General features: G+C 31.7%; 18 protein-coding genes and 3 tRNA genes. 12 read left to right on the forward strand and 9 right to left on the reverse strand.

What is annotated here, in order from left to right; genetic code table 11:
* Window positions 1-12: 12 nt before the first annotated feature.
* From IUY40_RS05205 to IUY40_RS05230, 5 genes are all read left to right on the forward strand, one after another.
* Complete coding sequence (locus tag IUY40_RS05205) at window positions 13-1,092, forward strand: HlyD family secretion protein (RefSeq protein WP_195735806.1); 1,080 nt, start codon at window positions 13-15, stop codon at window positions 1,090-1,092.
* A gap of 79 nt (window positions 1,093-1,171) precedes the next feature.
* Entirely contained in the window at window positions 1,172-2,752 is a 1,581-nt protein-coding gene (locus IUY40_RS05210) for an MDR family MFS transporter (protein WP_195735807.1), read from the forward strand.
* 273 nt (window positions 2,753-3,025) lie between these two features.
* A complete protein-coding gene (locus tag IUY40_RS05215) occupies window positions 3,026-3,565 on the forward strand; it encodes a hypothetical protein (protein WP_195735808.1) in 540 nt (179 codons plus the stop codon).
* 508 nt (window positions 3,566-4,073) lie between these two features.
* Entirely contained in the window at window positions 4,074-5,132 is a 1,059-nt protein-coding gene (locus IUY40_RS05225) for a nucleoid-associated protein (RefSeq protein ID WP_195735809.1), read from the forward strand.
* Between the two features lie 143 nt (window positions 5,133-5,275).
* Window positions 5,276-7,645, forward strand: coding sequence for a GAF domain-containing protein (locus IUY40_RS05230; RefSeq protein WP_195735810.1), 2,370 nt, complete (start codon window positions 5,276-5,278; stop codon window positions 7,643-7,645).
* Here IUY40_RS05230 and IUY40_RS05235 read toward each other — a convergent pair.
* Window positions 7,642-8,823 (reverse strand): Pycsar system effector family protein, encoded by a 1,182-nt coding sequence (locus tag IUY40_RS05235; protein ID WP_195735811.1) that lies wholly within the window; start codon window positions 8,821-8,823, stop codon window positions 7,642-7,644. The genes IUY40_RS05230 and IUY40_RS05235 overlap by 4 nt on opposite strands.
* Before the next feature lie 25 nt (window positions 8,824-8,848).
* Here IUY40_RS05235 and IUY40_RS05240 point away from each other — a divergent pair, with 25 nt between their 5' ends.
* Complete coding sequence (locus tag IUY40_RS05240) at window positions 8,849-12,583, forward strand: metallophosphoesterase (RefSeq protein ID WP_195735812.1); 3,735 nt, start codon at window positions 8,849-8,851, stop codon at window positions 12,581-12,583.
* Here IUY40_RS05240 and IUY40_RS05245 read toward each other — a convergent pair whose 3' ends face one another.
* On the reverse strand, window positions 12,584-13,444 hold the full coding sequence (locus tag IUY40_RS05245) for a hypothetical protein (RefSeq protein ID WP_195735813.1): 861 nt from the start codon (window positions 13,442-13,444) through the stop codon (window positions 12,584-12,586).
* A gap of 17 nt (window positions 13,445-13,461) precedes the next feature.
* Window positions 13,462-14,514, reverse strand: a complete 1,053-nt coding sequence (locus IUY40_RS05250; protein WP_195735814.1) for a hypothetical protein — start codon at window positions 14,512-14,514, stop codon at window positions 13,462-13,464.
* Window positions 14,515-14,610: 96 nt separating this feature from the next.
* On the opposite strand from IUY40_RS05250, the gene IUY40_RS05255 reads away from it, so the two are divergent.
* The 3 genes from IUY40_RS05255 to IUY40_RS05265 are packed head-to-tail and all read left to right on the forward strand — an operon-like array spanning window position 14,611 to window position 18,733.
* On the forward strand, window positions 14,611-15,522 hold the full coding sequence (locus IUY40_RS05255) for an ATP-binding cassette domain-containing protein (RefSeq protein WP_195735815.1): 912 nt from the start codon (window positions 14,611-14,613) through the stop codon (window positions 15,520-15,522).
* 3 nt (window positions 15,523-15,525) lie between these two features.
* Window positions 15,526-16,362 (forward strand): ABC transporter permease, encoded by an 837-nt coding sequence (locus IUY40_RS05260; RefSeq protein ID WP_195735816.1) that lies wholly within the window; start codon window positions 15,526-15,528, stop codon window positions 16,360-16,362.
* A 31-nt stretch (window positions 16,363-16,393) separates the two neighbouring features.
* Window positions 16,394-18,733 carry a choice-of-anchor L domain-containing protein gene (locus IUY40_RS05265; RefSeq protein WP_195735817.1) on the forward strand — a complete coding sequence of 780 codons (2,340 nt, stop codon included), beginning with the start codon at window positions 16,394-16,396 and terminating at the stop codon, window positions 18,731-18,733.
* 139 nt (window positions 18,734-18,872) lie between these two features.
* Here IUY40_RS05265 and typA read toward each other — a convergent pair whose 3' ends face one another.
* Window positions 18,873-20,669: a translational GTPase TypA gene (gene typA, locus IUY40_RS05270; RefSeq protein ID WP_195735818.1), complete on the reverse strand. Its 1,797-nt coding sequence runs from the start codon at window positions 20,667-20,669 to the stop codon at window positions 18,873-18,875.
* 172 nt (window positions 20,670-20,841) lie between these two features.
* On the opposite strand from typA, the gene IUY40_RS05275 reads away from it, so the two are divergent.
* Together IUY40_RS05275 and IUY40_RS05280 are read left to right on the forward strand one after the other, a co-directional pair.
* A complete protein-coding gene (locus IUY40_RS05275; RefSeq protein ID WP_195735819.1) occupies window positions 20,842-22,554 on the forward strand; it encodes a PAS domain-containing sensor histidine kinase in 1,713 nt (570 codons plus the stop codon).
* A 1-nt stretch (window position 22,555) separates the two neighbouring features.
* Window positions 22,556-22,972, forward strand: a complete 417-nt coding sequence (locus IUY40_RS05280) for a response regulator (protein ID WP_195735820.1) — start codon at window positions 22,556-22,558, stop codon at window positions 22,970-22,972.
* Window positions 22,973-23,085: 113 nt separating this feature from the next.
* Here IUY40_RS05280 and rpsT read toward each other — a convergent pair whose 3' ends face one another.
* The 5 genes from rpsT to proS all read right to left on the reverse strand — a co-directional run bounded on the left by rpsT (window position 23,086) and on the right by proS (window position 25,350).
* Complete coding sequence (gene rpsT / locus IUY40_RS05285) at window positions 23,086-23,337, reverse strand: 30S ribosomal protein S20 (protein WP_195735821.1); 252 nt, start codon at window positions 23,335-23,337, stop codon at window positions 23,086-23,088.
* Window positions 23,338-23,489: 152 nt separating this feature from the next.
* Window positions 23,490-23,561 (reverse strand) — tRNA-Glu (locus IUY40_RS05290).
* Between the two features lie 42 nt (window positions 23,562-23,603).
* Window positions 23,604-23,675: transfer RNA gene (locus IUY40_RS05295), tRNA-Glu, on the reverse strand.
* Window positions 23,676-23,723: 48 nt separating this feature from the next.
* Window positions 23,724-23,795: transfer RNA gene (locus IUY40_RS05300), tRNA-Glu, on the reverse strand.
* 76 nt (window positions 23,796-23,871) lie between these two features.
* Window positions 23,872-25,350: a proline--tRNA ligase gene (gene proS, locus IUY40_RS05305; RefSeq protein ID WP_195735822.1), complete on the reverse strand. Its 1,479-nt coding sequence runs from the start codon at window positions 25,348-25,350 to the stop codon at window positions 23,872-23,874.
* 100 nt (window positions 25,351-25,450) lie between these two features.
* Between proS and IUY40_RS05310 the strand changes: the two genes are divergently transcribed.
* A complete protein-coding gene (locus IUY40_RS05310) occupies window positions 25,451-26,527 on the forward strand; it encodes a hypothetical protein (RefSeq protein ID WP_195735823.1) in 1,077 nt (358 codons plus the stop codon).
* Window positions 26,528-26,529 lie beyond the last annotated feature (2 nt).

Genomic DNA, 26,529 nt, shown 5'->3' on the forward strand with positions numbered 1-26,529 from the left:
TCGATAACCCACATGGAAAAGAAAAAAACAAATACTAAATTTACAATTATACTAGTTATTTTAGTTCTCGTTGGTGGAACTTACGGAATCTACAAATACATGCACTCTCTAGCACACGAACAAACTGATGATGCACAAATAGAGAAAAAAATGAACCCAATTATTCCAAGAGTGTCAGGATACGTGAGTAAGGTTTATGTAAAAGATAATGACTTTGTCAAAAAAGGTGATACTTTATTTACAATAGACAAAAGAGATTACCAATTAAAAATTGATGAAGCGAATGCTGCTTTATTAGGTGCCGAAGGTTCGTATGAAGCTGCAAAAGCAGATATTGGAAGTGCACTGGCAAACATCTCTGTATCGGATGCAAATGTAAGATCTGCAAGTGGAAATATCGAAAGTGCAAAAATTAGATTAGTACAAATAACAAATGACTATAACCGTTACAATAACTTGTACAAAAGCCATACAATTACAAAACAACAATACGAGAAAGCATTAACTGCTAAAGAAGAAGCTGAAAGTCAAGTACGTGTTTTACAACAACAAGAAAAAGCAAGTTCGTATCAAAAATCAGTTATTCAAGCAAAATCTAAAGCTACAGACAAACAAACAGAAGTAGCTGCGGCAAATATCAAAAAAGCAAAAACACTATTAGATGTTGCAAATTTAAACTTATCTTATACCGTAATTACTGCAGCAATTGATGGTCAGGTTTCTAAAGTTGATATTCAACCAGGACAATTGGTACAACCAGGACAATCTTTGTTTTATATAATCAACAACTCAGAAGCTTGGGTAGTTGCTAACTTTAAAGAAACTCAACTTAACAAAATGATTATTGGCCAAAAGGTAACTTTAAAAGTAGATGCTTATCCTAATTATGATTTTCAAGGAACTATCACTTCATTTTCACCAGCAACGGGATCACGCTTTTCATTACTTCCTCCTGATAATGCAACTGGAAACTTTGTAAAAACAATTCAAAGATTACCTGTAAAAATTAACTTGGACGCATCGAATGATATCGAAAAAATAAAATTATTAAGACCAGGAATGAACGTGGATGTAGATGTACATTTAAAATAAAAATTACACTTATCAGGAAATTACTTTCCTATAACAAAAATTATACATTCATTTTTGAAAAGCATTCTAATAGAACAAAATGGTACAAGCACAAGATGATTTAGTAGAATATGGCTACAGACGAGTTTTAATTACGATAACCGCAGTACTTTGTGCATTGCTGGAGATTGTAGATACAACTATCGTGAATGTAGCATTGACAGACATGAGAGGAAGCCTTGGTGCCACATTAACAGATGTTGCATGGGTAATTACTGCTTATGCTATTGCAAATGTTATAGTAATACCAATGACAAGTTGGTTGTCACAACAATTTGGAAGACGTAATTATTTTGTAACATCGATTATAATTTTTACCATATCTTCTTTTCTGTGTGGTAATGCCACAAATATTTGGGAACTTATTGCATTTAGATTTATTCAAGGACTTGGTGGAGGTGCCCTATTAGTTACTGCGCAAACCATTATAACCGAGAGTTATCCTATTGCGAAACGAGGAATGGCACAAGCAATTTACGGGATGGGAGTTATTGTAGGTCCAACTTTAGGTCCCCCTTTAGGAGGTTATTTAGTAGATAATTATTCTTGGCCATACATATTTTATATTAATATCCCACTTGGTATTATTGCAACAATTTTAGCTATTTCTTTCGTAAGAAGTCCAAAATATGGTGAAAAACTAAAAGCCAATCAAGTCGATTGGTGGGGGATTTTCTTCCTAGCATCATTTATTGGTTCCTTACAATTTGTTCTGGAACACGGACAGCAAGACGATTGGTTTAATGATTCATTGATTGTGACATTAAGTGTTGTAACGGTTCTTGGGCTAATATTATTTATATGGCGAGAACTCACCTATAAGCATCCAATTGTAAATTTAAGCGTTCTTAAAGATGGAAATTTACGTATCGGTACCATTATGTGTTTTATCCTTGGTTTCGGACTGTATGGGTCTACATTAATTATTCCGATTTATACGCAATCTATCTTAGGATGGACAGCCACTGATGCTGGATTATTACTTATTCCTGGATCGATAACAACCGCTTTTATGATGCCAATTATTGGTAAATTAATTCAGCGAGGAGTTCCACAAGGATATATGGTGGGAGTTGGATTCTTTATTTTCTTTTTATTTACATTTATGATGTATAATAATATGACTCCCGATACAGGAGTCGAACATTTATACTGGCCTTTAATTTTAAGAGGTATTGGTTTAGGATTGCTTTTTGTACCTATAACAACATTATCCCTTTCAACCTTACAAGGAAAAAATATTGGTGAAGGAGCAGCTTTTACAGGAATGATGCGACAATTAGGAGGTTCATTTGGTATTGCAATCATCACCACATTTATCACAAGATTCAGTCAGAAACATCGTGTTGATTTAGTAGCACACTTGGACACAACTAAATTCGAAGTACAACAAAGAGTTGAAATACTTCAAAGAGGATTCATGTCTAAAGGATTTAGCAGTAACGAATCATTAAACAAAGCCTATCAGGTTATTGATTATTCGGTAATGAAACAAAGTACAGTTTTGGCGTATATGGATATATTTTTATATCTAGGTATTATGTTTTTACTGTGTATTCCAATCATATTTTTAATTAAAAAAGGAAAAAACAAAATTAATCCTGCAGATGCGATGCACTAATGTAGTAATCATCAAATAAACAGGCTAAGTTTATATATTAAACCATTGTAGAAGTTTTTTTTACAATGGTTTTTTATTTTCACATGCACAATTATATGATAAACAACACTTTTATTATTGAAAACTAATCATATAATATGTAACTCTCACAATGAAAAAATTATGCAGTATTCAAAAACACAATAAAGATTTATTTCATTGTGAAATAATATTTATCGAGTATATTTGCATTTGCTTTTCAACAGGAATAAAAAACAAAAAAATAGTTAAGTTATGGTTTATAAATTTAGAGTAATTCTAGATGCAGAAGAAGATATTTTTAGAGATATAGCAATTCTTGAAGAAGATACTTTAGAAGATTTACACAATGCCATTTTCAATTCTTTTGGTTTTGACGGAATGGAAGTAGCTTCGTTTTATACCTGCGATGAAACTTGGAATCAAGAAGAAGAAATACCTCTTTTTGATACTGGAGATGTTCCTGGAGAACAAAAAACAATGAGTGATTACACTTTATCAGACCTATTAGATAAAGAGAACACTAAAATTATATATGTCTACGATTTTATTAATATGTGGACATTTTTGGTTGAATTAGCTGCAATAGAAGAACAAGCTACTGGAAATACTTATCCAGAAACGTTATTCTCCCATGGAGAAATGCCAGATGATTCAGGCGAGAAAAATTTCGAAGCAGATATGCATGACGACATCTATGGTGAATTTGAAGATGATCTAGACGAAGATGATTTAGACATGTTCGAAGGAGACGATAGTTTCGAAGATTATGGATTTGAAGAGAATTGGAATTAGTTCTTTTTTAAGTCTCTAAGGTACTGAGTTGCTAAGATTCTAAGTTTTTATTATTTAAAGATTTTTCTTGATTTTATTGAAACTTGATTTTAATAATTATGAGTAATTTCAGAAACTTCTAATCTGGCAAAAATCGATGTCCTTAATTACCAAGATTTATATTTTAACAAATAAATTTCCAAAAGAAGAAATCTTCAGATTAACTTCCCAAATAAGACGAAGTTCAATTTCAATTCCAAGCAATATTGCTGAAGGATTTGAAAGAGAAAGCAACAAAGATTTTTTACGTTTTCAAACATTTCAATAGGTTCTTTATTTGAAATGCAAACACAATTAGAAATTGCTAAAAACATAGCATATCTAAACGAACACTAATTTAATAATTTATATGAGGATAGTCGCGAAGTAGAGAGAATGTTAGTATCTTTTATTAATAAATTAAAAGAAAGAAACTAAATTTCAGCACCTTTAAAACTTAGAACCTTAACCACTTAGCAACTAAAGATATATGATAAACCTTTTCAACACCCACATCGACACGCTTGCGATTCACCGCGTAGGAAATAAGAGCAGAAACGAAGCTATTTTTTTATCAGATCAGCCATTTAATTTAAATGATGAAATCGTTCCTTTGATAAAAGAATACTTTTTTAAGCCTTTTAGAGAAAAAGAAGAAAACTATTATCAGTTTGCACACGAAGTCGATTTGGATTATAACGACATGTTTAAATATGCTACTGAAATTTTTAACAATCCAGGAAATTTACAGGAAGTTTCAAAAAAAATTACTACGCATTTATACGAGCAATCAAATCACCCACATATTAAAAATGGTGAAGTTTATGTGACGTATTTAACCAACTTAAGTATCGATAATAATGTTGTTGATGCAATTGGGATTTTCAAAAGCGAATTACAAGCAGACTTTTTACAATTTGAAGAGAAAGACAACAACCTTGAAATGATTTTGCAACAAGGTATCAACCTTAACAAACTAGACAAAGGATGTTTGATTTTTAATTATAAAAAAGAAGAGGGTTACAAAATCTTAACTGTAGATAGTAATCGTTACGATGCTCGTTACTGGTTAGAACATTTCCTATCAGTAGATGCATTTGAAGATGAAAACTTCATTACAAAAAAATACTTAAAATTCTGCCAGAGCTTCGCTAAAGACGTAGTATTACCAGCAGAAGATAAAAAAGAAGAAGTAATGTTCATGAATCGTTCTGTAAATTATTTTGCAAAGAACGATCAGTTTGAAGAAACTAACTTTCTAAATGAAGTATTAGATAATCCCGATCTAATTCCTGAATTTAAAAACTACAAAGTTGATAAAGGAGAGAAATATAGTATAGAAGATATTACAACTTTCCCTATTGCCAACTCTGCCGTTTCTGATGCAAGAAAATCAATCAAAAATGTTATAAACCTAGATACACATATACAAATCAAAATGGACTTTATTAATCCAGAAAGTGCTGAAAAATTTGTGGAAAAAGGGTGGGATGAAGAAAAACAAATGTATTACTATTTAGTTTATTTCAACAAAGAAGAGAAAAGCTAGTATTTATTCTTTTCAATTTCACTTTTACTTAAAATTAAGGCCTCAACTGTTGCAGTTGGGGCTTTTTTTACAAAATAAACCCCAGAAAATGAGACTTAAATTGCGTATATTAGTAATTTTGTATACTACTAAATAATAGTGCCATGAAATATCATTTATTCGACGAAAGTCCTTTTAAAACTCTAATATCATTTCATAAACTTATTGAAGCTTTAGAGAAAATTGCGCAATCAGATGTTGATTATCGATCTAATTATGCCAAGGCACTTTTGAAGAAAATAGAGCACATTCCTGAATTACAAACAGGAATTGAAGATTTTTCGGTGATTAAGAAACATGAAACTACAATCAACCATTTATTAGCCGATTTATTCCCTACAGCATTAACAAATAACGAAATAAAAGCTGTTACGATTCCATTTCAGAACTTTACATTCAATTATACCGAAAGATTTAAAAAAATACTTAAAGATGCGGGTACAAATTTTGATGTAACCATTCGTGATTTCGATGAACAACAATTCTACATTGCAAATTGTTGTTTAATTCTTGGAGCTTACTACAAACAAAATATAGATTTCAACAAACCTTTTTTTTATGATATTCCAGATTCTAATGGAATCATAAATCACTACCGTATTTTATACAATGCTGATTTCATGGAAATCATTCCTTCTGAAAATGCTCCAAAGCTGACACAAGAAGATATTGACTTATTGATTGACAACTACGATGATATTGCTTTATGGAAAGAAAAATTTCCTATTGAAAGCTGGACTCTAAAAGGATTTGGTATTATTATTTTATTTGATGCCACTACAGAAAATGCTATTTCAAATTTAAAGACTAATTTATTAAAATCAGATACAAAAAAAGCAACAGAGAGTAAAAATACCGAAATCATATTTAGATCTATTTTTAAGATTCCAAATCTCAAAGTGGGTTTTTTAATTTACAATCCTGAACAGGAAAAATTCATAAAACCTCCACAGTTAGAAAAGGATGGCGAATTATCCAGCTTCTTACTCCCTTTTAATCATGAAATGGATTGTAAAAATGCTTTATTTGGTTGTTCTTTTGAAAACTTACTAGAACATAAAGAACCTCTTATAATTTCGAATGTTGAAAAATTTATAAAACAAAATGAGAATATAAAACTTGGAGAACTATTACGCAGTCAAAACATTAATAGTTGCGTTTTTGCTCCGGTTATAAAAGATAATAAATTATTAGGCGTTATTGAATTAGTTTCTGCTACCCCTAGAGCACTTAACACAATAAATGCAAGAAAATTAGACCTCATTCTGCCTTATTTAATCGACACTATAGAAAGGTATAATAATGACATGCAACATCAGATAGAAGCAGTAATTCAAAGAGAATATACTACAATTCATCCGAGTGTTTATTGGAAATTTAGAGAGGAATCGCAAAAATACTTTCAGAATAGCAATCATACAAAAGATTACATTTTTAAAGAAATTGTCTTTAAAGAAGTATTTCCGTTATATGGACAAATTGACATTAAAGGCTCATCAGAGCATCGAAATGAAACTGTAAAAGCTGATTTAAAAAATCAGTTAGAAATGTTATTGCAAATTTTCGCAAGTCAAAAAGAAAATACAAATTTAATTCTTTTAGAGCAACGTAAATTCGAATTACAATCGCTTCTTGAAGAACTTGATTCGCCTTTAAAAGCCGATTCTGAACAGCATATACAACGCTATATTGAAGACGAAATTCATCCTATTTTAAAAAACACTAAAAGTAACTCTGAAGCAGAAAAACTAGAACAAAAATACTTTAAAGGTTTAGACGAAAAAACAGGTTTGTTTTATCATGAAAGAAAGAAATTTGATAATGCAATGTCTATTATCAATAAAAAACTAGCTACTATCCTAGATAAAAAACAAATTGAAGCCCAACAAATATACCCTCATTATTACGAACGATTTAAAACCGATGGTGTTGAACATAATTTATACATAGGAGCTTCTATTGCTCCTACAAAACCATTTGATATAATGTATCTCCATAATTTAAGATTATGGCAATTACAAACATTATGTGAAATGGAATCAGCACACCATCAGCTTAAAGCTTCATTACCGTATGAGCTTGATGTTACATCCTTGATTTTAGTATTTAGCTCCCCTATTTCTATCCGTTTTCGAATGGATGAGAAACGTTTTGATGTAGATGGAACCTATAATGCCCGATACGAAGTTGTAAAAAAACGTATCGACAAAGCTCATATCAAAAACACACGAGAACGTATCACCGAAAAAGAAAAAATTACAATTGTATATTCTCATGCCAATGAAGAAACAGAATATATAAAATATATCAAATATTTACAATTCAAGAAAATACTAGAACCTCAAATAGAACAATTTGAAATCGAAGATTTACAAGGTGTATCGGGACTAAAAGCTATTCGGGTGAAAGTAGCAAACAACACACTAACATCTAAAAAAATCACATATCAGGACTTACTAGATGAGCTAACCTAAAGTGCTTTAAAAGCTGCTACAAATGCTATAACAGTAATAATAATACCAATCATAAAAAGATTATAAGCAATTCTTAACAGACGGTATTTTTTTTCGAGTACAATACCTAGATAGTATAAATCTTTAATCATTGTGCTGTATAAATAATCTTTGTCTTTCATCATTTCGTTCATTGCCCATTCATACTCATGTAATGGCATTTTGTAAAAGTTTCCAAAGAACAATAAATTGATTTTTTTAGCCTCAATGTCTTCTCGAGTAAAAACTCCTGTAGTAACTTTGGGCCTTGTTGAAAGTATCGCAAAAATTATAGTAATAACACTAGATATCAACATTATAAAAGTAGGAATAACTAAATGGGCATTCTTAGGGCTGTCCAGTTTGGGGATAATTGTTGAAAGTGCTATCGAAATAATTATCGCATTTACAGACAATAAAATATTGGCTTTGCTATCAGCAATACCACTTAATCGAGTATGATTTCCCAATGTCACTCTAAAAAGGGTATCAATACCTCGGTCTGGTTTTTCTATCTTATTTTTCTTTTTCTTAATTACTTTACCAAATTCATTGGTACTATTTGATTCCTGCTTCTCCATTTTTTTATGAATCTGTTTTAAATTTTTTTCTTTCAAAGGTTGCCATTTTTCTTTGGCATAATCGGTATAAAATCGATGTATGTTTTCTAAAAAGTTTAGATTTACTATTTCCCACTCTTCATTCGAAAATATTTTATTCTCTGTATTCTTCCATTCCATTCTTAAAAGTTCACAACTAGTAGCATATTCTCTAGTTGTAAGATGAATATAATCAGCATCTTTGATTATCTTTTCTAAATGAGTCAGAGGCTCATGAAATTTTGCTGTAGCAGCAATTAGGCTAGAAATATTTTCTATAAATTCAGGAGACTTATTCTTATCACTCAAAAATTCGGTAACAATATGTATACTCTCGATCTCATGATTTTCAAACCCTTTAATATACCCTGTATCATGAAACCACGCAGCAATCAAAAGCTTTTCTTCGTCACCACTCTCAATTTTCTCATTAGCACATAACTCTTTAACTGCCCTTACAACACTTGTGGTGTGGTAAAAATTATGATACGAATATAGAATAGAAAGTTTATCTTTGAGTAAATTATAAACAAAATCTTCGGACTGCTCTAATAGGTTCATAAACATATTTTTATACGACTAAATTATGAAATTGTTTTCGGATAATTATTCTACATATAAGATTAATGCATATTTAATTGCATTTTTCGGCTTCATTTTAATTCAATCCTGCGCAACACACCATGTTCAATATGGGAAAGACGTCCAAAATCCATTTTCACAAAACGCATTAGATACTACAAAAATTGCCCATACTTTATATTTAGTTGGAGATGCTGGAAATGCCGACGAGGAACAAGCACAACAAACTCTTGAACTTTTGCGCAAAAGGCTCCAAAACTCAGATAAAAACGCAACACTTTTATTTTTGGGAGATAATATTTATCCATATGGATTTCCTAGTAAAAAAGATCCGGATGCTACTGCTCTTGCAGAAAAAAAACTAACAAATCAGCTAAAATTAACTAAAGGTTACAACGGAAAAACAATTTTTATCCCTGGTAATCACGATTGGTATAGCGGAATTGAAGGAATGGAACGTCAATCTAAATTTATAACAACATACTTAAACAATAAAAAAGCGTTCTTACCACAAAAAGCCTGTGCTATCGAACAATTAAAAATAAATAACCAAACCACTTTAATAGCAATAGACAGTCAATGGTTTCTAGAAGACTGGGACGACAACCCTACTATAAATGACAATTGCGATATTAAAACTCGTGAAGCATTCTTTGAAGAATTGGAAAGCCTTTTAAATAAAAACAGAGAAAAAACTGTTCTTATAGCAATTCACCATCCTTTAATGAGCAATGGTACACATGGAGGTCAATTTTCGTTAGAAAAACAAATATTCCCTTTAGAACAAAAGATCCCACTCCCTGTTATTGGTTCTGTAATAAATTTACTCCGCAAAACATCAGGAGTAAGCCCTCAAGACATACAAAACAAAGTCTACACACAATTTGTAAAAAGAGTAAAAACCCTTTTACAAAGCCAGGATAATGTTATTGTTATTTCTGGTCATGACCATAATTTACAGTACATCAATAAGAACAATATTAAACAAATAATAAGTGGGGCTGGTTCAAAATCTGAAGCAGCAAAAGCTGTGTATCCTAATGATTTTTCATATGGTGGCAATGGATATGCTGCATTAACTCTTTATAAAAACGGAGATGCCAGACTTGCTTTTTATGGCAATGAAAATAAAAAAGAAAAATTACTATTTGATCAAAATATCATCACCGTAAAAGATACCGTGTATCATGAAAACTTACCATCCAAGTTTAATGCAACAACAAAGGCTTCTATTTATTCGAGTGAAATGACTAAAAAAAGTATTTTTCATAAATTTTTATTCGGAAAACATTACAGAAAATATTACAGCATGCCTATTGAAGCCAAAACGCTTTCTTTAGACACTCTTTTTGGCGGTATAACTCCAAAGCGTGAAGGTGGAGGACATCAATCAAAATCATTACGAATTGTATCTAAAGATGGAAAAGAATATGTGCTGCGTGCCTTGAAAAAAAGTGCTTCACGTTTTCTTCAATCTGTTGCATTTAAAGATCAATTTATTCAAGATCAATTTGATGCTACATATGCCGAGAACTTTTTACTAGACTTTTATACAACTTCTCATCCATATACTCCATTTGCTGTAGGTAATCTGGCAGATAAAGTTGGAATATCACATACCAATCCTGTTTTATATTATATTCCTAAACAAGAAATTCTTAAAGGATATAATTATAATTTCGGAGATGAATTGTACATGGTAGAAGAACGTCCATCTAGCAGCCAGATAAGTTTAAAAACTTTCGGAAAACCGCTAAACATAATCAGTACTGATGATGTAATGAAAAATCTTCATAAAGATGAAAAATATACCATTGATGAAAAAGAATACATAAAAGCCCGATTGTTTGACATGCTTATTGGTGATTGGGACAGACATAGTGATCAATGGCGTTGGGGTGAATATCGCGAGGGAAACAAAATAATTTACAAGCCAATTCCCAGAGATCGAGATCAAGCATTTACAAAATACGATGGTGCATTGCTTTCACTTTTAATGCATATGCCCGCATTACGTCATATGCAATCTTTTAAAGAGGACATAAAAAATGTAAAATGGTTCAACCGTGAACCTTACCCTCAGGATATTGCTTTCTTAAAAACTGCCCATGAAAAAGACTGGATTGATCAAGCCAAATACATACAAGAAAATCTAACTGATGCAGACATAGATGCTTCCTTTAATAATTTACCAAAAGAAGTACAAGATGAAACTCTTAAAGATATTAAACGCAAATTAAAACTACGAAAAAAGAAACTCCAAAAATATGCTACAGAGTATTATAAAGTGTTACAGAAAACAGTTTTAATAGTTGGCACAGATAAAAAAGATAAATTTATAATTACACATAAAGAAAAAAACAAACTTGATGTCGAGGTATATCGCATCAAGAAAAATGGTGAAGAATTAATTTACAAAAAAAACTTTACGAGGGGTAAAACAAAAAACATTTGGGTTTACGGACTAGATGATGATGACGTTTTTGAAGTAAAAGGAGATTTTAATTCTCGAATAAACATTCGTTTAATAGGTGGTCAAAATAATGATTCGTATATAATTAGCAACGGAAAAAGAGTGAAAATTTATGATTTTAAATCCAAAAAAAACACTTACGATTTAGACTCTAAAACAAAAAAAGTACTTACAGATGATTATCAAACCAATCTTTATGATTATAAAAAAGTAAAATACAATGCTTTCTCAGGCCTACCATTTGGAGGCTATAATCCTGATGATGGTGTGAAATTGGGTATCATTGCCAATTACACAGTAAACAAATTTAACCAGAATCCATATACTCAAAAACACATATTAAAAGCTAATTACTTTTTTGCAACTGATGGATATGAACTTATTTACGACGGGCATTTTCCAAAAATTATGGGCAAATGGGATTTTGATGTACAATCAATTTTAACCAGTCCAAATTTTACGATAAACTATTTTGGCTATGGTAATGAGACTGTAAACAATGATAAGGATTTAGGGATGAATTATAACCGTGTTCGTATGCGTGCTATAAAAATAGCCCCCTCTATTAAAAAAATAGGGAAATACGGAAGTGAAATTAATTTCGCTACATCTTTTGAGAAAATTAGAATTGAAGAAACTTTAGGTCGATTTATAAACACGCCTGATGAAGTCACTCCTACTATTTTTAAAAGTCAACAATACGCTGGTGCTACAGTAAAATATAGTTTTGAGAATTACGACCTACCATCATTCCCATCAATGGGATTTGGATTTTCAATAGCTGGAATCTGGAAAATAAATCTGGACGATAGCAAACAAAATTTCCCAACATTAGAAAGTAAAATTAATTTCAATCACAAAATTGATTCAAATGGTAAATTGGTTTTTGCAACTATAATCAAATCAAAAATACTTTTTAATAATAATTTCGATTTTTTCCAAGGCGCAACATTAGGCGGTGATTATGATTTAAGAGGCTATCGAAATCAACGTTTCTTAGGAAACCAATCTTTTTATCAAAGTAGCGATGTCCGTTGGAATTTAGGAAAAATAAGAAAAAGTATCTTACCAATGTCTTATGGAATTCTTGGCGGATTTGATTATGGTCGTGTTTGGACTACTGGAGAAATCTCAGACAAATGGCACCAATCTATTGGCGGAGGCTTATGGCTCAATGGATTAGATATTATCACTGCCAGACTTACTTATTTTAAAAGTATCGACGAAGAAGCTAGAATTGCATTTGGTATAGGATTTGGGTTTTAATTATTTTTTAAAACTAAACTCATATACTTTACCACCAACTTTTTTCGTCTTTTCATCAGCTATAAATAATGTTTTATTGTCTTTAAAAACAACGGCTTCTTTTTGAGAAAAATGATCAAGATCAATCTCCGTTTGTGTTCCTTTATGAAAATCATCTCCTTTAAAACCTTGGAAAAGTATAATTTTATCGTGACATAAAACAACTACTTTTTTCATGTCTGGACTAATTGCAGCACTAGTAATTGCACAATGATTGTAATTACTACATGTTTTAAACGTACCTATTAAGGTAGCTTTTTGTGTTCCTGCTGCATTTGGTATTTTATAAATAGAAGCTGTACCGTCAAAGTTTTTACTTCTGTTTTTAGTAAATAAATAGAAATTATTTTTAAATTCAAAGAAACCTTCAACATCATAAAACATTTGAGTTTTCTTAGGAGGAAAATCTTTTTGTTCAGGATATGCAAATGAAATTTTATAACTAGAAACAGCATTTTCTTTTCCTAAATCTGATTTATCTATTCTATAAATACATAAATCTTTGCGCATGTTATCATTATTTCCAAAATCGCCAACGTATAAATTACCCGCTTTGTCTTTGGTAATATCTTCCCAATCTATATTTGTAGCATTTGTAATTGTTACTGTTTTGGTAATTTCACCCTGAGTATTTAATCCATAAATTTTATTAGCATTACCACTATCTTCTAAAGCCCAAAGCATATCTGTTTCAGGAAAATAGGCGATTCCAGAAACTTCTTTTAATTTTTTAGGCAATGGGTATAATGTTTTCAATACACTGGAATCTTGCTGGCAAGCCAACAAAATAAATGCAACAATAAGTGAGATATAATTTTTCATACAATAAATTTAAGATTCTATATCAAGTTCGTGTTTTTGAAATTTCTAGTAATAAAACCAAATGCAGCCGACATAATATGCCCCATTGATTTTGCGTTTTTAAAATTCAAATCATTAGTATAACGGTATAATTCCATTTTTAGTTGATTTAAATTTGCTTCTGTTGAAATAGTATCTTCACTCATAATATGCAATAATTTTTTAATTCTGTTATCCGCAGAGTGAATACGTTTTGCCAAGATTGCACGCTCCTCATCTTTATATTGCACAATCGAACGATCTTCTAGTTTATCTTTAATCAATTCAATCATTGGATAATTTTCTTTAAAAAACTGTGGCCTATATACTTTAAAATTCCCTTCGTAACATTGCTGATCAAAATCGATTGGACGAATTTTATATACTACTTGATCAAAATCATGAATTGGAACAATTACATAATTATATGCCCGCATATCACCTAAAAGCCTAATCATACAGCGTTCATTGAATTTTACAAATTCTTTAGCAATTTGAGATTTTTCTGTTTCGGTACAATTTTTAAGTAATGTACTCATGAAAATATCACCCGGAATACCAATTATATGCTCTTCGATTAAAGTATCCTTATACACTAAAAAGTTTATTTTATCAGGAGATAGTATTTCTTCTAATTCAAGACCATAAATTCGAGAAGCATCCGCCTTTTTAATATAAAAATGAACATAATTATCATTTAAAATATTTCGAACTTTAATTCTGAATGGTTTTGAATTACCGAACGTACAATAATCAATGGCATCAACATTCAAGAATTGGATAATATCCGTATTACCATCAGAATGCAAAAGTGAATAGATTTTCTTTAGATTCAAATCAATTTCATTTCTCTCAAATTCATTATAATAAACACGGATCCATAAAGTATCTTTATCATTTTTATCATACACATTTATAGCACCTGAAAAACGCAATAAATCATCATAAAAAACGGAAACTTTTGAGATTCGTTCAAACCGTTCTAAATAATCCAATAACATATTTGTCAATGGATATGATGGTTTTTTAAAAAACATTAAAGATTCACTCATTTTGAATATATTTGATGCAAATTTACATTAAATATAAATATTTAGTAACAAAAACTAAACTGAAACGTCTTACTAAAAACTAAAACTGCAAATAATTTGGAAACAATACTCACAATACAAAACCTCCATAAAAGATATGGACGAGTTCAGGCCCTTAAAGATATTTCTTTCGAAATAAAAAAAGGTCGTGTTTATGGAATTCTTGGCCCAAACGGAAGCGGAAAATCTACAACATTAGGCATAGTTTTAAATGTAGTAAATAAAACTTCTGGACGATACAGCTGGTTTGGTGGAAAAATACAAACGCATGACGCATTAAAAAAAGTAGGCGCTATCATCGAAAGACCTAACTTTTACCCCTATATGACTGCTGAAGAAAATCTTAAATTGGTTTGTAAAATCAAGAATATCGATTATTCTAAAATAAACGAAAAATTAGAATTAGTAGGTTTAAACGAACGAAAAAACAGTAGGTTTAGTACTTTTTCATTAGGAATGAAACAACGCTTAGCCATTGCATCAGCCTTATTGAATGACCCCGAAATATTAATTCTTGATGAACCAACAAATGGTTTAGATCCACAAGGAATTCATCAGATTCGTGATATCATAAAAAAAATAGCCTCTCAAGGAACAACTATATTACTTGCCTCGCATTTATTAGATGAAGTAGAAAAAGTATGTACCGATGTTGTCGTTTTAAGAAAAGGAGAAATTTTATATTCTGGTCCTGTTGGTGGTATGTCAGCAAATGAAGGCTTCTTTGAAATACAAGCCGATGATACCGAAAAATTAATTACTGTAGCAGAGACACATCCAGCAGTAGATCGGATTGTAAAAGAAAAAGAAATGATTTTAGTTTATTTAAAAAACGATTTAAATGCAGCAGATTTAAACCGATTTTTATTTTCGCAAAACATTACATTAAACCATTTAGTAAAACGTAAAAATAGTTTAGAAGAACAATTTCTAGAACTAACCAATAACACTGCTATAAAAAACAAATAAATCATGAACAGACTTCTATCTATAGAACTACAAAAAATTTGGAAAAATAAAGCCAGCCGTGTATTAACGTTAACTTACTTTATTCTTCTTTCATTTATTGCATTAATTGCCTCAATAAAATTTGACTTAGGGGTTTTTAAATTTCATTTAGCAGAAATGGGGATTTTTAATTTTCCTTTCATTTGGCATTTCAATACCTATATCGCAGCTTGGTTAAAGTTTTTCTTAGCAATAGTAATTGTATCTATGATGGCAAACGAATATAGTTATGGTACTTTAAAACAAAACCTTATTGACGGCTTAAGCAAAAAAGAATTTATTTTATCGAAGTTCTATACTGTAATTTTATTCTCTTTTTGCTCTACTATATTTGTATTTGTAATGAGCTTAATCTTAGGATTGTGCTTTTCTTCTTATACCGAAATTGGAATTATTTTTTCGGGTATGGAATATCTTTTTGCCTTTTTCATAAAACTAATAGGATTCTTTTCTTTTTGCTTATTTTTAGGAATATTGGTAAAACGCTCCGCATTTGCATTGGGATTCTTACTGGTTTGGAGTATCCTAGAAGGTTTTATAAAAACAATTTTTGCATTCATACTTTTTCCAGAAAATAAAATTGCTGATTATTTTATCCGATTACTCCCTTTAGAAGCTATGTCTAATTTAATTGTTGAACCTTTTACAAGATTATCAGTAATAAAGAATATTGGAGTACAAATGGGAGTTGAAAACATAAAAAACTATAATGTTGATTACATTTCAGTTGTAATTGTTTTGATCTGGACATTCCTTTTCATTTTCTTTTCATATAAATTGCTAAAAAGTCGAGATCTATAGTATATTTGTTTATACTTTTTTTTAGTAAATAATGAAATCATCAAAAATAATCATCACGGCAATTTTTATAATTTATCTTGGAATAAAAGCCAATGCACAATATATAATTATTGACGATACCCGAAATCCACAAAATTTAATAGAAAAAGTATTAGTTAATAGTTCCTGTGCTACAGTATCCAACCCACAAATAACTGGTGACGAACATTCACCTGGACAAAAAAGTTTTGCTTATTTTAATGCTGGCACAAGTGATTTCCCTTTTAAAGAAGGTGTCGTACTTAGTACCTGGACCAGTAACAACTCGATTGGTCCTTTAAAAAAAGATGATCGCGGTGGTGGAAGCAGCTCCTGGTTGGGTGATTCAGATTTAGATCAGATATTAGGCATAACATCTGTAAATGCTACTGTTTTAGAATTTGATTTTAGACCATTAACAAATTTCATTAGCTTCAATTATATTTTCGCATCTAATGAATACCAAAAAGCATATCCGTGCGAATACTCTGACGGATTTGCTTTTCTTATAAAAGAAAAAGATAGCGGTGAACCATATAAAAATTTAGCCGTATTACCAAACAGCAATCTACCAGTTTCATCTATGACTGTTCGTCCAAAAATTGATCCAATTCCAAACAATATAGGTGGTATGGATCCTGGATGTCCAGCAGCAAATGAAATTTATTTTAACGGATTTAACATCGTTGGATCCGGAGCTACGAATTACGCAGGACAAACTATTGTGATGAAATCTGAAACCAATGTAGTTGCTGGAAAATTGTATCATATAAAATTAATAGTAGCCGATGATAGAAATTTATATTATGATTCTGCTATTTTCCTTGAAGCTGGAAGCTTTACTTCAAAATTAGACTTAGGGGAAGACCGAGAATCAACCACAAATAATCCGCTATGTTATGGAGACGAATTAGTATTAGATACAAAGTTATATTCGCCAGTAGGGTCTAATTACATCTATGAATGGTATAAAGACGGCACCAAAGACAATGCAGCAACTGAACCTACATACACCGTTAAAGAAACTGGAACCTACAAAGTAAATGTTATAATGGCTCCTTCAGCCTGTTCTGCTTCTGATGAAATAAAAATTGAATATTCCCAAGAAATTACAGCAACAAACACTACGTTATTTCAATGTGAAATAGACCCAGCCACTACTCCTACATTTAATTTAACTAAAGCGGATCTAAAAATAAAGAACAACAACCCAGATTTAAGCATCATATATTACAAATCATTAGCAGATGCTCAAGCTAAGTTAAATCCAATTTCCAACCCTAAAAACTATACTAAAAATTCACCTACAGAAATTATTCATGCGAGAGTAGAAAATAAAAATGGCTGTGCTAAATATGCTGAACTTCAATTAAAAATATCAAATAATACTATCCCACCACAAAATCCTATCGAAGTTTGTGATGAAGATAAAGATGGATTATATGAATTTAATTTAAAAACTGAAGTCACTCCACAACTCACAAACGGGCTACCTCCAGGATTGCTAGTAAATTATTATCTAAACCAAAACGATGCAATTACTGAGTCGAATCCTTTACCTAATAATTTCAAAAATACAACAGCATTTAATCAAACAATATATGCTCAAATTATTAATGGTCCAGACTGTTACGCTGTAACTCCAATTGAATTAGCAATCAATGTATTTAACCCTCCTAATTTTGATGCTGAAACTATATTTTTATGTAAAGATGCAACAATTGATTTATCTGTCGCCACAGGATTTGAAAGTTACAACTGGAGTACAGGATCAACCTCAAATACAATTTCTGTAAATAGCGTAGGAAATTATTCTATTACAGTATCTGATATAAATGGTTGCGAAAAAACCAAGAAATTTAATGTTGTAGCCTCAGATCTAGCTATAATTACTGGAACTAAGATTAAAGATTTTGCTGCTAATGAAAATTCAATTTTAGTAGAATATACTGGAATTGGAAATTATGAATTTTCATTAGACGGAATAAACTATCAAGACAATCCTTTATTTAAAGGCATTTCTGCTGGTATTTACAAAGCCTATGCAAGAGATAAGAATGGTTGCGGAACGACTATATCATCCGATTTTTACGTTCTTGACTACCCTAGATTCTTCACCCCTAACGGAGATGGATATAATGACACTTGGAGAATCAAAAATCTAGACGATATGCCAGATTACACTATCTCTATTTTTGATCGTTATGGGAAGCTAATAAAACAAATGAACTCCACAAGTACAGGATGGGATGGTAATTACACCGGTCACGAACTACCTTCAGATGATTACTGGTTTACTTTGATATTTGAAAATGGAAAAGAAGTAAAAGGACACTTCAGCTTAAAAAGATAATCTATCTACAAAAAGTCATTAAACATTCTGAAACTTGTCTTTAGTTTCAAAATACATAAAACAATAATTATCTAAAAATTACGAGCATAAAAAAAGCCACTCACAATGTGAATGGCTTTTTTAGTACTATATATTCTGATTAGATTTTAAATCTTTTTCTATCAGTCTCTGTCAAATAGATTTTTCTCAAACGAATAGATTTTGGAGTTACCTCTACATATTCATCTTTTTGAATGTACTCTAACGCTTCCTCTAATGAGAAAATAATTGGAGGGATGATTCTTGCTTTTTCATCATTTCCAGATGAACGAACGTTAGATTGTTTTTTCTCTTTAGTTACGTTTACACACATATCGTCAGCACGAGAGTTTTCTCCAATTACCTGACCTTCGTAAATTTCAGCATTTGGTTCAACAAAAAACTTACCACGATCTTGTAATTTATCGATAGAGTAAGGAATAGCTTTTCCTTTTTCCATAGATATCAATGAACCTTTGTTACGTCCAGAAATTTCTCCTTTGTAAGGCTCATATCCTATAAAACGGTGAGCCATAATAGCTTCACCAGCAGTAGCAGTAAGCAATTGATTTCTTAAACCAATAATTCCACGTGATGGAATATTGAATTTTATAATCATACGCTCACCCTTAGTCTCCATACTCAACATTTCACCTTTACGAACTGTTACGAACTCAACTGCTCTACCTGAAAGATTTTCTGGTAAATCGATTGTTAATTCTTCAATTGGCTCACATTTTTTACCATCAATTTCTTTGATAATAACTTGTGGTTGTCCGATTTGTAACTCATATCCTTCTCTTCTCATTGTTTCAATAAGAACAGATAAGTGAAGTACTCCACGACCAAAAACCATGAATTTATCAGCAGAATCAGTTTCACCTAACTTCATTGCTAAGTTTTTCTCTAATTCTTTTGTCAATCTTTCTCTAATATGACGAGAAGTTACAAATTTACCCTCTTTACCAAAGAAAGGAGAGTCATTAATTGTAAACAACATACTCATAGTAGGCTCATCGATATCAATTGTTTTTAAAGCTTCTGGATTTTCAAAATCAGCGATAGTATCTCCAATTTCAAATCCTTCTACTCCAATAATCGCACAGATATCACCTGCAATAACTTCTTCTACTTTTTTACGACCAAGTCCTTCAAAAGTATGTAATTCTTTAATTCTTGTTTTTATAACTTTACCATCTCTTTTTACCAAAGAAATTGCCATACCTTCTTTTAAAATTCCTCTTTCAAGACGACCAATAGCGATACGACCTGTAAATGCTGAGAAATCTAAAGATGTAATCAACATTTGTGGAGTTCCTTCAGAAACTTTTGGAGCAGGAACATTAGCAATTACCATATCTAGTAAAGGCTCTATGTTTTCTGTTTGATTTCTGAAATCATCAGACATCCAGTTGTTTTTAGCTGATCCATAAACAGTTGGAAAATCCAATTGCTCTTCTGAAGCACCTAATTCAAACATTAAGTCAAAAACTTTTTCATGTACTTCTTCTGGAGTACAATTTTCTTTATCAACTTTATTTATAACTACGCATGGCTTAAGACCTAAGTCAATTGCCTTTTGCAATACAAAACGAGTTTGTGGCATTGGTCCTTCAAAAGCATCTACTAGCAAACATACACCATCGGCCATGTTTAGTACACGTTCTACTTCACCACCAAAATCGGCGTGACCAGGAGTATCAATAATATTGATTTTAGTTCCTTTATATTGAACCGAAACGTTCTTAGAAGTAATAGTAATACCCCTCTCACGCTCTAAATCATTATTATCAAGAATTAAATCACCTGTGTTTTCGTTGTCACGAAATAACTGACAGTGATACATAATTTTATCAACCAAAGTGGTTTTACCGTGATCGACGTGGGCAATAATTGCAATATTTCTAATAGATTCCATCTGAGATTTTTAATGGGTGCAAAGGTACACTTTTTTTTAATATAAAAACTATTTAGGGAATAGTTTACATATTCTTAACTGATTACGTACGAAAACTAGCTTTATTTCAAAGCTTTCAAATATCTTATAATTGATGTTTAATAATTTGGTAATTATTAATTATATTTGAGTAATGAAAAACAAAACCAATCAAATTACATTAATTTACTTTGTCATTTCTCTATTTCTGGCAATCATTTGCCACAAATACCTGCTTAACAACATCTCAAATACTCAATACTACTATTTCAGTTTTATAAAAGACCTTATTTTCATTATTTTAACAGGGCTACTCTACAGATACATACTATCAAAAAACGACGCCAGAAACATCACTGTATTCGAAAAACTAAAAAAATCGAACGATGAAATTAAAGAATCGAACGAGAAATACAACATAGTTGCAAAAGCAACCAGTGACACAATTTGGGACTGGAAAATTCAAGAAGACAACATTACTTGGAACAAAGGAATCGAAAATGTTTTCGGATACAAACAAGAAGACGTTGGCGACAGCTCGAGATGGTGGTTTGAAAAAATCCATCCTGAAGATAGCATCAGAATGTCAGTAAAACTATATTCATTTATAGAACAAAAAACAGAAAAATGGCAAGATCAATATCGCTTTAGATGTGCTGACACTACTTATAAATACATTCTTCACCGTAGCTTTCTCTTAAAAGATGAAAACGGAAGAGCTATAAGAATGATTGGTGCCATACAAGATATTACCAAACAAAAAGAAGAAGAGCAACGATTAAAACTACTTGAAACCGTAATTACTCAATCACGAGACTCCATCCTAATTACTGAAGCCGACTCACATGATGGTAAAATTCCTAAAATCGTATACGTGAATCCATCATTTTCAAAAATGTCTGGATATCAATCTGAAGAGATAGTAGGCAAATCACCTAACATCTTTAAAGGACCAAAATCCGACTCTAGCGAACTTCGAAAACTAATAAAAGCTATAAAAAACAAAGAAGAGTGTTCAATAGAAACCATTAGCTACACCAAAAATAAAGAGGAATATTGGGTTCGCTATTCAATGATTCCTATTTTTAATTCCGAAAACGAGGTTTCTCACTGGATATCGATACAAAGAGACATAACCGAAGAGAAAAAACTAGAAAAAGAAAAAGAGCATCTTATTAGAGAATTAACTCAAAACAACAAAGACTTAAAACAATTCTCCTACATAACCTCTCACAACCTTAGATCACCTTTATCAAACCTAACAGGATTATTAAATCTCATAGAAGACATTCCGATAGAAAATGAAGAACTAAAAGAAATATTAAACGGATTCAATAAGTCAACTCACCTACTAAACGAAACTATTAATGATTTAATAAAAGTTATCATAATTAAAGACAACCCATCAATACAAAAAGAAGAAGTTTTACTAAACGAAGTTTTCGAGAATATATTCAATCAGTTAAGCTTTCAAATTGAATTACATAAACCAATAATAAAAATAAATTTAGAAAAAGTAACAATATTAAACATCAACAAAGCCTACCTAGAAAGCATATTATTAAATCTATTAACCAATTCTATTAAATACAGATCTAAAGACCGTAAATTAAAAATCACCATTTCAGCCAATCAAAGTGAAGATACCACAATACTAACCTTTAAAGACAACGGAATCGGAATTGACCTTGAAAGGAACAGAGATAAAGTCTTCGGACTTTACCAAAGATTCCACAATTACCCTGACAGCAAAGGTCTTGGATTATATCTAGTAAAATCTCAAGTAGAAACAATGGGAGGAACAATCAGTATAGACAGCGAGGTTAACAAAGGAACATCATTTACTCTAATATTTAAAAACAAATAAAATGTTTGATCAAATTTTATGCATAGACGACGACCCCATAGCACTAATGTTATGTAAAAAAGTAATCACAAAAGCTGAGTTTTCTAAAGAAATAATAACTGCACAAAACGGAGAAGAAGCTTTACTATACTTCAACTCCCTTAAATATAACACTAAACCCACAGATCTTAACAATAAAAAACCACGACTTATCTTCTTAGACTTAAACATGCCCGTAATGGGTGGCTGGGAATTCTTAGATCACTTCTCTACATCTAACTACTCCGATTTCAACACTACTAACATAATCATATTATCCTCTACAATTGACCCAGAAGACTTAGAAAAGGCAAAAAACTACCCAATGATACTTGACTTCCTCTCAAAACCAATCACTCTACAAATGCTTGAATACATAAAAAACAAAATGAGTATTTAACATAAAAAACTCCTTGAATAATTAAAAGTAATTACCTAAGGAGTTTTTTTTAAGCATAAAAAAAAAGCCCTCTAAAAGAGAACTTTTTAATATATTTTAAGCAAATTGTATGATTACAATTTAGCTACATGTTTCGTTAATTTAGATTTTAAATTAGACGCTTTGTTATCATGAATGATATTGTTTTTCGCTAATTTATCAATCATAGAAATTACAGTTGATAATTTTGAAGTAGCATCTTGTTTATCAATAGCTATTCTTAATGCTTTAATAGCATTACGAGTAGTTTTGTGCTGATATCTGTTAAGAACTCTTCTTTTTTCGTTACTTCTGATTCTTTTTAATGCTGACTTATGATTTGCCATTTTTTTTTAATTTTAGATGTAATAATTATAAATACTAGTTAAAAAAGAAAAGCCTCCCACAATTGTAAAACAATCACTTTAGCTTTAACTAATAAAACAAAAACCGAGACACCAGTTTCTATTTTACAAAACTTATTCACAACTAATTTTAGTAGTCCGTAAGGGAATCGAACCCCTGTTACCAGGACGAAATCCTGAAGTCCTAACCCCTAGACGAACGGACCAGAATCTTCTAAGTTTTTTCAATTTAATAAAAATTGAATTTGTAGCCCGTAGCGGAATCGAACCGCTCTTACATGGATGAAAACCATGCGTCCTAACCGATAGACGAACGGGCCATTTTATTATTCAATCTTCAAATAACTTTTAACACGCAAAAAAAGTAGTAGCCCGTAGCGGAATCGAACCGCTCTTACATGGATGAAAACCATGCGTCCTAACCGATAGACGAACGGGCCTGCTTCCCTAATGCGGATGCAAAGATACACCTATTTTTTAGTTGCACAATAGCTAAAGCAAAAAAAAGCAAAAAAATTAATATGCCTTCGCAAAAAGCACTCTTCTAGTAGAAGAATTACCAGTAAAGACACAGCTTCCCACCTCTTCTACTCCATCCAAAGGAATACATCTAATAGTTGCTTTCGTCAAGTCCTTAATCTTCTCTTCTGTAGCCGCAGTTCCATCCCAATGTGCTGATACAAAACCACCTTTATTCTCTAAAACCTCTTTAAATTCTTCAAAATTATTTACTTCAGTAATATGCGAATTACGATAATCTAATGCTTTATTATACAAATCAACTTGAATTTGAGCCAATAAATCATTTACATAAGTAACAATTCCTTCTTTTGAAACTACCTCTTTTGTTAATGTATCTCTTCTTGCAATTTCAAAAGTTCCGTTTTCTAAATCCTTAGGGCCTACTGCAATTCTAATCGGCACTCCTTTTAATTCATACTCATTAAACTTAAATCCTGGTTTCTGTGTCGTTCTGTCATCATATTTTACAGCTATATTCAGCTTTCTCAATTGAGAAACCAATTCATTAACCACTACCGAAATTTCAGTCAACTGCTCATCTGTTTTATGAATAGGAACAATCACCACTTGTATAGGAGCCAAATTTGGAGGCAGAACCAATCCCTTATCATCAGAGTGTGTCATTACTAAAGCACCCATTAATCGAGTAGATACTCCCCAAGAAGTTCCCCAAACATATTCTTGTTTTCCTTCTGCATTAGCAAACTTCACATCAAATGCTTTCGCAAAGTTCTGACCTAAAAAATGTGATGTTCCTGCTTGCAATGCTTTTCCATCCTGCATCAATGCTTCGATACAATATGTCTCTTCAGCACCTGCAAATCGCTCTGATTCTGTCTTAAGCCCTTTCACAACCGGAATTGCCATAAAACCCTCGGCAAACTCTGCGTACACATTCATCATTTTCTCAGACTCCTCAATCGCTTCACTTCTTGTAGCATGAGCAGTATGCCCTTCTTGCCATAAAAATTCAGCCGTTCTCAAAAATAGTCGAGTTCTCATTTCCCAACGAACAACATTTGCCCATTGATTAATTAACAAAGGTAAATCACGGTATGATTGCACCCATCCTTTATAAGTAGACCATATAATAGCTTCACTCGTTGGACGAACAATTAGCTCTTCCTCTAACTTAGCATTAGGATCTACCATTAACTTTCCAGGTTTATCTGGATCATTCTTTAATCTATAATGCGTTACAATCGCACACTCTTTTGCAAATCCTTCGGCATTTTTTTCCTCAGCCTCAAACATGCTTTTAGGAACAAATAAAGGGAAATAGGCATTTTGATGTCCTGTTTCTTTAAATTTTCGATCTAATTCAGCTTGCATTTTTTCCCAAATAGCATATCCGTACGGCTTAATAACCATACATCCTCTAACTCCTGAATTCTCGGCTAAATCCGCTTTTACAACCAGCTCGTTATACCATTTTGAATAATCTTCTGATCTTGTAGTAAGGTTCTTACTCATATTGAATAGTTTGGCACAAATTTTGTTTAACTTAATTTAACTAAATAGTTCCACAAAACTAACTATTTTTGTATTGTCCAACAATAAAAAACCCACAGATATGAAAACTAATATTTTTTTCCAAAAAAACACAGCGCTTTTTTCAATTACAGGTTTACTGTGTTTACTAGTGACTTCGTGTGGTTCTTATCAAAATAGCTCCTATTACGACAATGATGGAATATACGGAGCATCATCTAACAATTATACTGAAAGAGTCACAACAACTGGCACCAACAATCAATATAAAGAATATTTCAGCTCTTTACAAAACAATGACGAACCTACTGAAATCTTCACAAATGTTGATAATTACGGTTCTTACAATGAATCTGATGACAGTATAGCAAACTCAAGCATTAGCTATGCTGGCTGGGGAAGTAATGTTCAAGATGTATCTGTAAATATATACCCTAATACTTGGGGATTATCTTTTGGCCTAGGATTGGGCTATCCTTATTACGGAGGATATGGTTACGGATATGGCTACGGATGGAATTACCCTTATTATGGCGGCGGATTAGGATGGGGCTACCCTTCATACTATCCTTACTACGGCTACAGACCTTATTACGGATACCGTAACAACTACAACTACTCATACAATGCTGGCCGAAGAGGGGCTATGTATGACAATGGCATCAATCGTAACAACTATTATTCTAATAGAAGCTACTCTACTAGAAATTCGGATTACTCTGTGAACAGAAGAGGCAGCACAAACAGCAACTACACAGACAGAAGAAGTAATTCTCAAAACTCAAACTTCACTAACAGAAGAGGAAGTAGCAACACTAATTATACAGATTACAGAAGAAACGACTCTTATAATACAACTAGTAGAAACAACGGTAATTCTAATTACACTAGGAGAGATCAATCTTCAAACAGCACTTACACACCAACACGAAGAAATCAATCATCGGGTTCACAAAACAACACTTATACCCCAACACGTAGAGACAACAGCAACAACAACACTGCACCTACTAGATCTTACAACCCAAGCAGCTCAAACAGCGCACCTACTAGATCTTACACACCTAGTTCATCAGGTCGTTCATACGATGCCGGTGGTGGCGGAAGAACTTCTGGCGGTGGCGGTGGAGGAAGATCTTCTGGCGGAGGAAGAAGATAAAA

Source organism: Flavobacterium sp. ALJ2, from assembly GCF_015594725.1.
Lineage (GTDB): Bacteria > Bacteroidota > Bacteroidia > Flavobacteriales > Flavobacteriaceae > Flavobacterium.